The sequence below is a fragment of the Herbidospora cretacea genome (genome assembly GCF_001570605.1).
Classification (GTDB): domain Bacteria; phylum Actinomycetota; class Actinomycetes; order Streptosporangiales; family Streptosporangiaceae; genus Herbidospora; species Herbidospora cretacea.
The window spans coordinates 350,567-364,250 of sequence record NZ_BBXG01000003.1 but is presented as its reverse complement, the minus strand read 5'-3'; the positions used below and the strand labels follow the sequence as shown (position 1 = coordinate 364,250).

The window sequence follows — 13,684 nt, the reverse complement described above, 5'->3', positions numbered from 1 at the left end:
AGGCGGGAGCCGTGACAGAAACCGGCATGAGCGGACCCGAGCCGATCAGACCAGCGGGATGATCACCTCGTCCTCGACGGGCGGTTCGAGCTCCTGGGCCAGGCAGCCGGTCGCGGCGAAGCAGCGGATGCGCAGTTCGCCGGGTGAGACCGAGACGTGCAGGAAGCTCTTGAAGAACGGCGGGGTGTCCCAGTCGGTCAGCTCGGAGATCCAGCGGTGGAAGAACCGGCCGACCGGCAGGTGGAACGGCATCGGCCAGCCGCCGAGCAGCCGGGCCGCCCACTTCATCCGCGCGGTGATCCGCACGGCCGGGGTGGTCCGCACCGGCTCGTTGCCGATCTGCCGCGACATCAGCGTCACGGCCTCCTCGGGCGTGAGATAGAGCCACTTCATCCGCAGCTTGCGCGAGTAGAGGAGGCTGTAGAACGACAGCGAGTCGCCGCGCAGCGGATAGCAGCGGAAGGCGTCCTCGTGGACCCTGTCGACGCGCGGGATGGTGTGGGTGGCGTGCATGAACGCGCCGCCGCCGCCCGCGACCAGGTACTGGATCACCCGGCCGTCGACGTCGACCGGGAACCGCTGGTAGTTGTGCACGTCGCCGCCGATCGCGGCCACGTAGTTGTGCGCCGGGTCCCGGACGATCTCGTCGACGGTGCCGCCGCCCTCGATGGGGCAGGGCTTGTAGTCGTTGCGCACGTAGATCGGCTTGCCGGTGATGAGCACCTTGGGCCGGGCGTCGGCCGAGGAGACGTGGCGCAGCCACTCGCCCTGTTCGCGGTCGAGCGAGCCGGTGATCCCGGTGTCGATGCCGACCAGCACGAGCTCGCCGAGGTCGAGCACCCAGTAGGGCGCGGGCTGCCGGGCCTCCTGGGACGGCCGGCCGCGCATCTTCCACGCCTCGGCGAGGGCGGCCTCGTCGATCGGCTCGGGCTTCTTCCAGAGCAGGCCGCGCAGCCCGGCCGGGGAGAGCCGGAAGCCCTCGCGCTCGACCTTGAGCGGCTTGGCCCCGCAGAACACCCGCATGAAGCCGCCGAGGCCGTCGTACCAGTCGTGGTTGCCGGGGATGGCGTAGATGGGGGCGTCGTAGTCCTTGAAAGGGCGGAAGAACTTGTCGCAGTAGTCGCTCGCCGCGCCGGTCGGGTAGATCACGTCGCTGGCGATGACCGCGAAGTCGGTCTTGTCACCCATCTTGAGCAGGCCAGGGACGACGGCGTACTGCGAGGCGTCGCCCTCGCCGGTGTCGCCGATGACGACGAAGGAGTATTCGGGGCCGGGCCGGCGGACCATCCGGAAGTCGGGGTCGGCGCCGTTCTCCCGCATCGAGGCGACCCAGCGGCGGCGCACCTCGGCGGACGGGTCGCCCAGCAGCCCGGCGAGGATCTCGTTGCGCGAGCGCCACAGGGTCTTCGGATGCAGCCAGGTGAAGGTGTTGGTGTTGGGACGCAGCGCCTGGAAGGTCCCGATCTCCTGGCAGTGCCACCCGGCGCCCTTTTCCGAGACCCGGGAGGAGACCTGCTTCCCGCGCGCGGCCGCAGCCTCGACGCCGATGTCCGCCATGCTCTCAATCTTGCTCGGTTTCAGGGGATCAGGACACCGGGGTTGAGAATCCCGGCCGGATCGAGACTTTTCTTGATCGCCCGCATGATCCCGACGCCCACGGGGCCGATCTCGGCGGCGTAGGCGGCCCGGTGGTCGCGGCCGACGCCGTGGTGGTGGGAGATGGTGCCCCCGGCGAGCCCGATCGCCTCGCTGACCTTGGTCTTGGCGGCGTCCCAGCGGGCCAGCGGGTCGTCTCCCGAGGCGGTGGCGACGGTGAAGTAGAGCGACGCGCCGGTCTCGTAGACGTGGGACACGTGGCACATCACGATCGCCCGGCCCAGCGCGGCCTCCAGAGCGAGCCTGACGGCCTCGTAGAGCCGGGGCAGGCCCGACCAGTGGGCCGCGGTCTCCAGCGTCTCCACGGTCGCTCCCGCCCCGAGAAGCGCGTCGCGCAGATAGGGGGCGGCGAAGCGGCCGTCGGCCCAGCGCTCGGCGGGCGCGGCGCCCAGGTGCTCGGCGCCGGGGAATCTGGGCGGGTCGCCCTGTTCGTACCCGATGACCATCAGGCAGCCCGTCCCGCCGTTGATCATGGTCTCGGTCTCGTCGGACAGCCGGATCACCGAGGGAAGCCGCCGTTCCTGGGCCAGCGCGCGCATCGCGTCGCGGCCCGCCTGGAACGACGGGAAGCGCCAGGCGTCCCAGCGCCGCTCGGCGGGCAGGCGGCGCACCCGCAGCCGCATCGAGGTGATCACCCCGAACGCGCCCTCCGAGCCCAGGATGAGCTGGCGCAGGTCCGGCCCGGCGGCCGAGCGCGGCGCGCGGCCGAGCTCCAGGTCACCGGCCGGCGTCGCCACGGTCAGCCCCTCGACCATGTCGTCGAAGCGCCCGTATCCGGCCGAGGCCTGCCCCGAGGAGCGGGCGGCGGCGAACCCGCCGAGGGTGGCGTACTCCCACGACTGCGGGAAGTGCCCCAGCGTGAGGCCGTGCCCGTTGAGCAGCTCCTCGGCCTGCGGCCCGCGCAGCCCCGGCTGGAGCTCGGCCAGCATCGACTCCTCGTCGACCGACACCAGCCGGTCGAGCCGCCGCAGGTCGAGCGCGACGACCCCGGCGAAACCGGCCCGGTCGGCCACGACTCCCCCGACGACGGACGTGCCGCCGCCGAACGGCACCACCGCGACCCTCTCGGCGGTGCAGACGCTCAGCAGCCCGGCGATCTCGTGGTGCGACGCGGGCAGCACGACGGCGTCTGGGGCGTCGGAACCGTCTCCCATGCGCATCTTCAGCAGGTCTGGTGTGGATTTGCCTCTGGTGTGGCGAATACGAGCATCGGCATCGGTACGCACCTGCTCCGCGCCTACGATGGACCGCAACGAGTCCAGCACGAACGGTGACAGTTCGGTCGCGGGGAGCCGCACGTCGCCGAAGCCCGCCGGTTCACCGGCGGGCGGGACGACCCCCAGCGACTCCGCGAGCAGCTCCCGCACGGCGGGGTCGAGGCCGGTCGCCTTGCCGGGATCGCCCCAGCCCGACCAGAGAACGGGCTGCACGGGGGTTCTCGGAGTCTCCACAGGATGCCGACCTCTCGCTAGGTTACCCAAGGGTAAAGCCCGACCCGATCAAGGAACCTCATGGAGTCTTCGCTCAACGCCGCCCGCCGCGCCCACGACCTCGACGCCGCGCGGCGGGAGGTCGCCGACCTCCTCGTCGTGGGCCTGGGCGCCACGGGGGCGGGCGTGGCGCTCGACGCCGCCGCGCGCGGGCTGTCGGTGGTCGCGGTCGACGCCCACGACCTGGCGTTCGGCACGTCCCGCTGGAGCTCGAAACTCATCCACGGCGGCCTGCGCTACCTGGCGTCCGGCAAGATCGGGCTGGCCAGGGAGAGCGCGGCCGAACGCGACGTGCTGCTCCGCCACACCGCGCCCCACCTGGTGAAGGCTCAGCCGTTCCTGCTGCCGCTCACTCCGGCGGTGACGGCGGCGACGGCCCGCAAGCTGATGACGGGCTACCGGCTCGGCGACGTGCTGCGGGCGGCGGCCGGCACCCCGAGGAAGCTCGTGCCCGGCCCGTCGCGGCTCGACCCGGCCGGGGCGCTCGACCTGGTCCCGGCGCTGGCCGCCGACGGGCTGCGGGGCGCGCTGCGCTCCTACGACGGCCGGGTCGTCGACGACGCGCGGCTGGTGGTCGCGCTGGCCCGCACGGCCGCCGGGCACGGCGCGCGGGTGCTGACCCGCTGCCGGGCGCTCGGCCTGGCCGGTGACGGCGCGGAGCTGCGCGACGAGCTGACCGGCGACGCCTTCACGGTCAGGGCCAGGGCGGTGGTCAACGCCACCGGCGTGTGGGCGGCCGGGCTGGCCCCCGAGATCACGCTGCGGCCCTCGCGCGGCACCCACCTGGTGCTCAGGGAGGGCACGCTGGGGCCGCTGAAGGCCGCCATGCATGTGCCGATCCCGGGCGAGTCGAACAGGTTCCTGCTGGTCCTGCCGCAGAGCGACGGGCACGTCCTGGTGGGGCTGACCGACGAGCCGGTCGAGGGGCCGGTGCCCGACGTGGCCGACGTACCGGACGCCGACGTGGACTTCCTGCTCGGCACGCTCAACGGCGTGCTGGCCGAGCCGGTCTCCCGCGACCAGGTCGCCGGGGCCCACGCGGGGCTGCGCCCGCTGCTGGACACGGGCGCCGGCCGCACCGCCGACCTGTCCCGGCGCCACGCGGTGCTGAGGGGCGAGGACGGCGTGGTCACCGTGGTCGGCGGCAAGCTCACCACCTACCGGCGGATGGCCGAGGACGCCGTCGACGCCGCCTGCCCGCACGCCCGGCGCAGCACGACCGCGCGGCTCCCCCTCGTCGGCGCCACGCGGCGTGGCGTCCGGGCGCCCTGGCGGCTGGTCGAGCGCTACGGCTCGGAGGCCGAGGACATCGCCGCCCTGATCGAGTCGAACCGGGCGCTGGGCGCGAAGGTCATCCCCGGTGGCGCCACGACATGGGCCGAGCTCGTCTGGGCAGTGCGCCACGAAGGAGCCCTGGACGAAGACGACATGCTGGACCGGCGTACCCGGATCGGGCTGATCGCGGAAGACCGCCGATCGGCGCTGAAGGTGGCACACCACGTTCTGTCACTCGAGGCCTGAACGTTTGACAGTATCGTCTAAGGTTAGGGTTACCTAACGCGAGATGATCGCGAAGAACGGATCGGGGCAGATGAGCAAGGGGTGCGACCACGCCGGTGGGGCGATGCACACGGGCGAGGCGCCCGTGCTCGCCAGTGCCACGGTGGGCGCCCGCCGCTGGCTCCTCATCGAGCACAACGGCCCCTGGGCCGCCTACCTGCCCGAATGCCGTCTTCCCGAGAGCGTGCTCGCGCTGATCGACCGGGCCACCGCGCTCGGCGTCCGGTCGCAGCTCATCCGCCGCCCCGACCGCGAGACCACTCAGGGCCCCCGCGCGCTGCACGTTTTCGTCGGTTCCTCCACCGGGAACGACCCCTGGCTGGCAGAGGCATGGCTCGATCACCCAGACGATCTTGACCTGGGCGCACTTGTGGACGGAGCGCTTCCGGAGTCCTGCATACTTGTCAGTGAGCCGGTATTTCTGGTCTGCACGCACGCCAAGCGCAACGCGTGTTGCGCCCGCTTTGGTCTCCCGATCGCGAGATCACTCTCCCGGATAGAGCCCGGGAATGTGTGGGAAACCACACATGTCGGCGGCGATCGATACGCCGCCAACCTCGTGTGCTTGCCACACGGGCTTTACTACGGCAGCATGTCTGAGGCTGCCGCGATCGTGGCAGCAAACGCCTACCGTGACGGCAAGATCGTTCTTGACCGTTTCCGGGGGCGCGCGGGTCTCCCTGAGCCATCGCAAGCCGCCGAGCACTTCGTCCGGTCACACACGGGCGAGCTCTCGGTCGGCGGAGTGGCCGTGGAATCCTCCCGGTCGGAAGGTGACTCCACCGTGTGCGTTGTGCAAACCAACGCGCCTGGTGGAACGTCCCGTTTTCGGGTAGTGGTCGAGCCTTCGGTGTTCGCGGCACCGTGTGGGTTCGCCTGCGCCGAAGAGATCACGACCTACAGGTTGGCCGAGCTCACGCAGCTCACCCCAGTGCTGACCTGAGGCTTCGAAAGAAGCTGGGAACACCACGGACGCTCCTCGCGTTGCAAAAGAGGAACCCATAAGCGTCCATTGCGGCACAAACACTGAAATACCTCTTCTCACCAAAGGTGGTTTCTCATGTCTCAGGTACGTCGGCAGCTCGCCCGCCCCCGCCCCAGCTGGGGTTGGCAGGATGATGCCGCGTGCCGGGGAGAGGACCTCGTGCTGTTCTTCGGCCCCGACGGGGAGCGCCAGCCGGAGCGTGACATCCGCGAACGCAAGGCGAAGGCGATCTGCGCCGGTTGCCCGGTCCGCGCGGAGTGCCTTGACTACGCGCTTTCCCGCCCTGAGAAGTACGGCACCTGGGGTGGCCTGAACGAAGACGAGCGCGCCTCCGAGCGCCGCCGCCGGATGCGTCGCGCCGCGAGCGCCGGCATCAGCGCCGTCGCCTAGCATCTCCACCCTCCCCGGCAAATCGCCACATTTTCCCTGGTCAGTGACCCACTGGGATGTTCCGCACACCGATGCGGCGGCGGAACACCCAGTAGGTCCACGACTGGTAGAGCAGCACCAGCGGCAGGAACACGACCGCGACCCACGTCATGATCTGCAAGGTCTTCGGCGTGGACGCGGCGTTTTCTATGTTCAGGCTGTTCTCCGAACTCACCGTCGACGGCAGCACATCGGGATAGAGCGCCGCGAAGAGGCTGACCGTCGCCGCACCGATCGCGGCGGCCGAGCCGAGGAACGCCCAGCCCTCCCGGCCGAAGAAGTTGGCCGCCATCCCGGCCCCCCAGGCGGCGATCGCTCCCGCCGCGAGCAGGATGCTCGCCCATGAACCTTCCATGACCTGCGTCCAGGTCAGGAACCCGATGACCAGAACCGCCGCGATGACCCCGGCTCGGTCGGCCGTGTCCTTCGCCTTCCGGCGGATCCTCCCCCGCGTCTTCAGCGCCAGGAACACCGCGCCGTGGGTGACGAACAGGGCGAGCGTGGTCAGACCGCCGAGCAGCGCGAACGGGTTCAGCAGCCCCCAGACCGCGCCGACGAACTCGTGGCGCTCGTCGAGGGCCACCCCGCGCACGATGTTGCCGAACACCACGCCCCACAGGAACGCCGGCACCAGCGAACCCCAGAACAGGCAGCGGTCCCAGTTGCGCCGCCACCGCTTCGAGCGGTGTTTGCCCCGGTATTCGAAGGCCACCCCGCGCACGATGAGCGCCAGCAGGATGACCAGCAGCGGCAGGTAGAAACCGCTGAACAGGCTGGCGTACCACTCGGGGAAGGCGGCGAACAGCGCGCCTCCGGCGGTGATGAGCCAGACCTCGTTGCCGTCCCACACGGGCCCGATCGTGCCGACCATCACCTGGCGCTCCCGCTCGTCCTTGGGGAGGTACGCCAGCAGCACCCCCACCCCGAAGTCGAAGCCCTCCAGCACGAAGTAGCCGACGAAGAGCACCGCGATGGCGGCGAACCAGATGTCGTTGAGCGTCACGGAGTCACCTCAGTAGGCCAGGGCGGGTTCTTTGACGGGTTCGGGCTCGTCGCTGGGCGGGTCGGCGGTGCCGAACACGTACATCAGCCGGATCTCGACGACGGCGAGGGCGCCGTACAGGAGCGTGAAAGCGGTCAGTGAGGCGGTGATGTGCCCGAGCCCGATGGTCGGCGAGACGGCGTCGGCGGTCTTGAGCTGGGTGAACACGATCCAGGGCTGACGCCCCATCTCGGTGAAAACCCACCCGGCGCTGTTGGCCAGGAACGGCAGCACGACCGACCACGTGGCCACCCGCCACACCCACCGCCTGCGGGGCAGCCGGCCTCTCCTGGTCAGCCAGAGCAGGCACAGCGCGACGAACGCGGCCAGCAGGCCGAACCCGATCATCAGCCGGAAGCCCCAGTAGGCGATCGGCACGTAGGGCGCGTAGTCCCCGGGTCCGTACTTCTGCCGGTATTCGGCCTGAAGGTCGTCGATGCCCTGGACGCGCCCGTCGACGTCACCGGTGGCCAGGAACGACAGCAAACCGGGGATGTCGACGGAGAACAGCGGCTCGGTGCCGCTCAGGTTGCCGATCGTGAACAGCGAGAACGGCGCGGGCTGGGCCGTCTCGTAGAGCGCCTCGGCTGCGGCGATCTTCATCGGCTGGGTCTGCGTCATCACCTTGGCGAGCGCGTCGCCGGTCCAGGCCAGGCCCGCGCCCGCGATCACCGTGGTCACCAGCGCCAGCCGCAGCGACGGCCGGAACACCTCGACGTTGCGGCTCCGCTCCAGGTGGTAGGCGCTGAAGCACATCATCACGACCCCGGCGGTCAGCCAGCTCGCCATCAGGACGTGGGGGAAGGTGGCCACCGCGACCTTGTTGGTGAGCACCGCGCCGAAGTCGGTCATCTCAGCGCGGACACCGGTGTTGACGAACCCGACGGGCCACTGCATGAACGAGTTGGCCGCCAGGATGAAGTAGGCCGACGCGGCGCTGCCGACCGCCACCGCCCACATGCACAGCACGTGCACGACCTTGTTCAGGCGCTCCCACCCGAAGATCCACAGCCCGAGGAAGGTGGACTCCAGGAAGAACGCCAGCAGCGCCTCGATGGCGAGCGGCGCGCCGAACACGTCGCCGACGAACCGCGAGTAGGTGCTCCAGGACATCCCGAACTGGAACTCCTGGACGATCCCCGTCACCAGGCCGAGCGCGAAGTTGATCAGGAAGAGCCGGCCCCAGAACCTCGTCGCGGTCAGATAGACGAGCTTCCCGGTCCGGACCCAGGCCGTCTCCATGAGGGCGACCAGAAGGGACAGGCCGATCGTGAGAGGGACGAAAAGGAAGTGGTAGAGCGTGGTGATGCCGAACTGCCACCGCGCCAGGTCCACAACGTCCACCCAGTCACCGTAAGTGACCCTTGATCACACCGAGCGAAGGCACGCCCGGGTTTCGTCGTCGGTGAGCTGCTCGAACCGTTCGTACCAGCTCCCCACGGAACCGAACTCCTCGGGCGCGGCGACCGTGACGACCTCGTCCGCCTCCCTTTGGAGCATCCTGACCGCCGCCGCCGCGCCGACCGGCACAGCCAGCGTGAGGTGGTGCGGCTTCCGGGCCCGCACCGCGCGCAGGGCGGCGCGGGCGGTGCCGCCGGTGGCCAGCCCGTCGTCGACCACGATCACGTCGCGTCCGCCCAGGTCGGGAAGGGCCTTCTCGCCCCGGTACGCCGCCACCCGCCGCGCCAGCTCGGCGCGTTCGGCCGCCACGACGTCGGCGAGGTCGCGCTCGCGGATGCCGGTGCGGCGCAGCATCGTGTGGTCGTAGACCGGGTCGCCGCCCTCGGCGATGGCGCCCAGGCCCAGCTCGGGCTGCATCGGGTGGCCCAGCTTGCGGGTCACCAGGACGTCGAGGGGCACCCCGAGCGCCCTGGCGACCACGGCGCCCACGGCCACCCCGCCGCGCGGCAGGGCGAGCACGATGTCGGCGGGCACGTCCGCCAGCGCCTCCGCGAGGAGAGCGCCGGCGGTCGAGCGATCCGGAAAGGAGTACACCCTGTGGGGTGTACCCGGACGATCAGGGACGGCTGCGGCCCCGCATGCCCTTGTGGATGATTTTCCACTTCCGGGTCTCCTCGGCCTGGAGCCGGGCGTCGCTGCGCCGGGCCATCCAGGCCGCCTCGCGCTGGAGTTTGCGCCAGCTCTCCAGCCGCCGCTCGGGCAGCTCGCCGCTCTCCAGCGCCGCCATGACCGCGCACCCCGGCTCGGCCTCGTGGGAGCAGTCGCCGAAGCGGCACTGCCCGGCCAGGTCCTCGATCTCCGAGAAGACCCGGTCGACGCCGTCGGAGATGTCGTACAGGCCGACCCGGCGGATGCCGGGGGTGTCGATGACGATGCCGCCGCCGGGCAGCGGGATCAGCTCCCGGTGCACGGTGGTGTGGCGGCCCCGGCCGTCACCGGCCCTGACCTGCTGGGTCTCCATGACCTGGCCGCCCGCCAGGGCGTTGACCAGGCTCGACTTGCCCGCGCCGGAGGCGCCCAGGATCACGGCGGTCCGGGAGCCCTCCAGGTAGGAGCGGACGACGTCGACCCCGTCGCCGGTGAACGACGACACGGCGTGCACGTCGACGCCCGGGGCGGCGGTCCTGACGTCCTTCAGCAGGTCGTCGAGGCCCTGGTCGAACAGGTCGGCCTTGGTGATCACGACGACCGGGGTGCCGCCGCTCTCCCAGGCCAGCGCGGTCAGCCGCTCGATCCGGCCGAGGTCGGCGAAGTCGGAGGCGTGCATGGCCGGTTCGGCGACGAACACGATGTCGACGTTGGCGGCCAGCACCTGGCCCTGCCCGTCGCCGGACAGGCCGCCGCGCGAGTCGCGGGACACCCCGCCCCGGACGAACGCGGTGGCGCGGGGCAGCACCTCGTCGAGCTCGTGGCGGCCCTCGGCGAGCAGCCGCAGCGCCACCCAGTCGCCCACGCAGGGCAGCCGGGTCGGGTCGGCGGCGGACTCACGGCGCACCCGGGCGCCGTAGTGGACCTGGAACTGGCCCTGTTCGGTGATGACCTCGGCCGCGCCGCGGTGCACCTGGGAGACCCGGCCGGGGATCGTGTCCACGGGGAGCGAGCGCGTGTCGTCCCAGCCGAGAAGAGAAAGATCGAAGAACACTTTGGGTGGAACCCTTCAGGATGAAACAGGCCCCGCGTGCGTCAGCGGGCGGCCCGGAGATGGATGGACGGCAGGCTCAGGAGAAAGACCCGCATGTGTCGCCACCTCCCTGAAGGAAAAGGACCGGTCGATCCGGCTGCGCTGAACCTTACGCGGCGGCGGAAAGACCCCGCAACGCCTTTTTCACGCCGACGACGCGCCGCCCACCTCGCTGACGCGGCTGACGACGTACTCGACGGCGTCGCCCCCCGGGATCGCGCGCGGCCGGAACCGCGCGCCCGTCGGCACGTGCGCGACCATGCGGTCGACGCGGAAGATCCGCCAGTCGTCGCGGTCGAGGTCCCAGGCGAGCAGGTACCAGAGCGTCCCCCAGCTCACCAGCCGGTGCGGTTCGGCGTGGCGGGCCCCCGGGACTCCCCCGGGCTTGGTGTATCCGAACCGGAGCCGCTCGTGGCCGCGGACCGCGGCGGCGACCGCGCCGAGGACCGAGGGCTCGAGCCCCCGCCCGGCCACCGGGACGACGCTCGTCGCCTCGCGTACCGCCTCGACGCGCCGGCGCAGGCGCGCGGGAAGGACCTGCTCCAGTTTCGCGAGCGCGGTGAGCGAGGTCTCCTCGATCCCGAGCCGCTGGGTGGCGACCACGCCCAGCCCGACCGCGACGGCGACGGCCTCGTCGTCGTCGAGCAGCAGCGGGGGCATCGCCGTCCCGGCGGCCAGCCGGTATCCGCCCGCGACGCCGGGGCGCGCGTCCACGGGGTAGCCGATCGACCTCAGCCTGGCGATGTCGGCCCGCACCGTCCGGGTGCTCACGCCGAGGCGGGCGGCGAGCTCGGAGCTCGTCCAGTCGCGCTTGAGCTGGAGCAGGGACAGCAGTTCGAGCAGGCGGACCGACGTCTCCAACATGTCTTCGATCATTCCAGCGATCGCGGAAGCTGATCTGCCGCATTGCCTGGAAGCGTCCATGTCATGACACCGTTCCGCATCGACATCCCCCAGTCCGACCTCGACGACCTGCGCGACCGGCTGGCCCGCACGCGCCGGCCGTTCCCCGTGCCGGGCCGCGACGACCGCACCGACTTCAGCCGCGGCATCCCGCAGGCCTACCTGGACGAGCTCGCCGAATACTGGCGCGACGGATTCGACTGGCGGGCGCAGGAGGCCAGGCTCAACGAGTACGACCAGCTCACCACGGTCGTCGACGGCCAGAGGTTCCACGTCGTCCACGTGCGGTCGGCGAACCCGCAGGCCGTGCCGCTGATGCTGAACCACGGCTGGCCGGGCTCGTTCGTCGACTACCAGCGGCTCGTCCCGCTGCTGACCGGCGACTTCCATGTGATCATCCCGTCGCTGCCCGGCTTCGGGTTCTCCACCCCGCTGTCGGGGACCGGCTGGGAGCTGGCGCGGACGACGGACGCCTACGCCGAGATCATGACGCGTCTCGGCTACGAGAGGTTCGGGGCCCACGGCACCGACGTCGGCTCGGGCACCACCGGCCGCCTCGCGGCCCGCTACCCGGAGCGGGTCATCGGCACGCACATCGGCGCCGACCCCCGGCTGCTCGGGCTGCTCGGCGAGAAGTTCCCCTTCCCCGAGGGCCTGTCCGACGACGAGATCGCCCAGATCGACGCGGTGCGCGCCGAGGACGCCGCCGACCGCGGGTATCTCCTGATGCAGGACCACCGTCCCGACACGATCGGCGCGGCGCTCACCGACTCACCGGTCGGCCTGCTCGCGTGGATCGCCGAGAAGTTCCGGACCAGGACGGGAGACGGCGGCTACCGGACGCCGGAGGAGTCGGTCGACCGCGACCAGCTCCTCACGAACATCAGCCTCTACTGGTTCACCCGCAGCGGGGAGTCGAGCGCGCAGTTCTACTGGGAGGCGGAGCACTCGGAGCTCGACCTGGTCATGGGCGCGGGGGTGCCATCGGGGTGGGCGGTGTTCGACACCCACCCGCTCATGCGCCGCGCGGTGGACCCGTGGAAGGCGATCGGCCACTGGAGCGAGTTCACCGAAGGCGGCCACTTCCCGGCGATGGAGGTGCCCGAGCTGCTCGCGGGCGACATCCGCGCCTTCTTCAAGGGCCTGTCCTGACCCCGCGTCCCGGCGGAGGCGGGGTCGGGAGGTAGCTCCTAGCTGAGGCCGGGGGCCGGGAAGTGGGTGGTCAGCTCGCGGACCTCGGCGTGGACGCGGACGATGGTGTGCTTGGCCTCGTCTTCACCCTTGGCCAGGGCCGAGACGACCTGGTCGATCCAGGCGCCGATCTGGCGCATCTCGGCGACGCCCATGCCCCGGCTGGTGACGCCGGCGGTGCCGATGCGGATGCCCGACGGGTCGAACGGCTTGCGGGTGTCGAACGGCACCGAGTTGTAGTTGGTCTCCAGCCCGGCCTTGTCGAGGGCCTGGGCGGCCGGCTTGCCGCCGACGCCCTTGGGCGTCAGGTCCATCAGGATCAGGTGGTTGTCGGTGCCGCCCGAGACCAGGTCGAAGCCCCGGCCGAGCAGCTCCTCGGCCAGGGCCCGGCTGTTGACGACGATCTGGCGCGCGTAGTCCTTGAAGTCGTCGGTGGCGGCCTCGCGCAGCGCCACCGCGATGGCGGCGGTGGTGTGGTTGTGGGGGCCGCCCTGCAGGCCCGGGAAGACGGCCTTGTTGAGGGCGGTGGCGTGCTCATCGGAGGTGGCCATGAGCATCGCGCCACGCGGCCCGCGCAGGGTCTTGTGGGTCGTGGTCGAGATCACGTCGGCGTGGCCGACCGGCGTGGGGTGGGCGCCGCCGGCGACCAGGCCCGCGATGTGGGCGATGTCGGCCGCCAGGACCGCGCCGACCTCCTTGGCGATCGCGGCGAAGGCCGGGAAGTCGATCGTGCGGGGGATGGCGGTGCCGCCGCAGAAGATCAGCTTCGGGCGCTCCTTGAGGGCGATCTCGCGGACCTCGTCCATGTCGACCATGCCGGTGTCGCGGCGGACGCCGTAGCGGACCGGGTTGAACCACTTGCCGGTGGCGCTGACCGACCAGCCGTGGGTCAGGTGGCCGCCGAACGGCAGGCCCATGCCCATGACGGTGTCGCCGGGCTGGGCGAACGCCAGGTAGACCGCGAGGTTGGCGGGCGAGCCGGAGTAGGGCTGGACGTTGGCGTGGTTGACGCCGAACAGCGACTTGGCCCGCTCGATCGCCAGGGTCTCGATCTGGTCGATGACCTGCTGGCCCTCGTAGTAGCGCTTGCCGGGGTAGCCCTCGGAGTACTTGTTGGTGAGGACGGTGCCGGTCGCCTGGAGGACCGCCTTGGAGACGTAGTTCTCCGAGGCGATGAGCTTGATCGTGTCGATCTGGCGGCGTTCTTCGGCCGTGATCAGCTCGGCGATCTCGGGGTCGACGGAGTTGAGCGTGTTCTCAGACATTGAGCGCCTTCCTCGGAACTC

The 13,684-nt window shown here is 71.0% G+C and carries 11 protein-coding genes and 1 pseudogene; 4 read left to right on the top strand and 8 right to left on the bottom strand.

The window, feature by feature from the left end:
- Positions 1-45: 45 nt before the first annotated feature.
- A complete protein-coding gene (locus tag AW270_RS07475; RefSeq protein WP_061292061.1) occupies positions 46-1,557 on the bottom strand; it encodes a metallophosphoesterase family protein in 1,512 nt (503 codons plus the stop codon).
- Between the two features lie 20 nt (positions 1,558-1,577).
- Complete coding sequence (locus AW270_RS07470; protein WP_082801375.1) at positions 1,578-3,107, bottom strand: FAD-binding oxidoreductase; 1,530 nt, start codon at positions 3,105-3,107, stop codon at positions 1,578-1,580.
- Between the two features lie 60 nt (positions 3,108-3,167).
- Between AW270_RS07470 and AW270_RS07465 the strand changes: the two genes are divergently transcribed.
- The 3 genes from AW270_RS07465 to AW270_RS07455 all read left to right on the top strand — a co-directional run bounded on the left by AW270_RS07465 (position 3,168) and on the right by AW270_RS07455 (position 6,081).
- Positions 3,168-4,667 (top strand): glycerol-3-phosphate dehydrogenase/oxidase, encoded by a 1,500-nt coding sequence (locus AW270_RS07465; protein ID WP_061292056.1) that lies wholly within the window; start codon positions 3,168-3,170, stop codon positions 4,665-4,667.
- Positions 4,668-4,710: 43 nt separating this feature from the next.
- On the top strand, positions 4,711-5,649 hold the full coding sequence (locus AW270_RS07460) for a ferredoxin family protein (protein WP_245674602.1): 939 nt from the start codon (positions 4,711-4,713) through the stop codon (positions 5,647-5,649).
- Between the two features lie 117 nt (positions 5,650-5,766).
- A complete protein-coding gene (locus AW270_RS07455; RefSeq protein ID WP_081898622.1) occupies positions 5,767-6,081 on the top strand; it encodes a WhiB family transcriptional regulator in 315 nt (104 codons plus the stop codon).
- A gap of 40 nt (positions 6,082-6,121) precedes the next feature.
- Here the strand turns inward: AW270_RS07455 and cydB are convergent, their stop codons facing one another.
- The 5 genes and pseudogenes from cydB to AW270_RS07430 all read right to left on the bottom strand — a co-directional run.
- Positions 6,122-7,123 (bottom strand): cytochrome d ubiquinol oxidase subunit II, encoded by a 1,002-nt coding sequence (cydB, locus tag AW270_RS07450; RefSeq protein ID WP_061292053.1) that lies wholly within the window; start codon positions 7,121-7,123, stop codon positions 6,122-6,124.
- 9 nt (positions 7,124-7,132) lie between these two features.
- Positions 7,133-8,506, bottom strand: a complete 1,374-nt coding sequence (locus AW270_RS07445) for a cytochrome ubiquinol oxidase subunit I (RefSeq protein WP_061292050.1) — start codon at positions 8,504-8,506, stop codon at positions 7,133-7,135.
- A gap of 24 nt (positions 8,507-8,530) precedes the next feature.
- Entirely contained in the window at positions 8,531-9,157 is a 627-nt protein-coding gene (locus tag AW270_RS07440; protein WP_061292046.1) for a phosphoribosyltransferase, read from the bottom strand.
- A 22-nt stretch (positions 9,158-9,179) separates the two neighbouring features.
- On the bottom strand, positions 9,180-10,265 hold the full coding sequence (gene rsgA / locus AW270_RS07435; protein WP_061292043.1) for a ribosome small subunit-dependent GTPase A: 1,086 nt from the start codon (positions 10,263-10,265) through the stop codon (positions 9,180-9,182).
- A 210-nt stretch (positions 10,266-10,475) separates the two neighbouring features.
- Positions 10,476-11,168: pseudogene (locus tag AW270_RS07430) on the bottom strand (helix-turn-helix transcriptional regulator); the annotation flags it as partial.
- A 63-nt stretch (positions 11,169-11,231) separates the two neighbouring features.
- Here AW270_RS07430 and AW270_RS07425 point away from each other — a divergent pair.
- Positions 11,232-12,359 (top strand): epoxide hydrolase family protein, encoded by a 1,128-nt coding sequence (locus AW270_RS07425; RefSeq protein WP_061292039.1) that lies wholly within the window; start codon positions 11,232-11,234, stop codon positions 12,357-12,359.
- A 38-nt stretch (positions 12,360-12,397) separates the two neighbouring features.
- Here the strand turns inward: AW270_RS07425 and glyA are convergent, their stop codons facing one another.
- On the bottom strand, positions 12,398-13,663 hold the full coding sequence (gene glyA, locus AW270_RS07420) for a serine hydroxymethyltransferase (protein ID WP_061292036.1): 1,266 nt from the start codon (positions 13,661-13,663) through the stop codon (positions 12,398-12,400).
- Between the last annotated feature and the right edge of the window lie 21 nt (positions 13,664-13,684).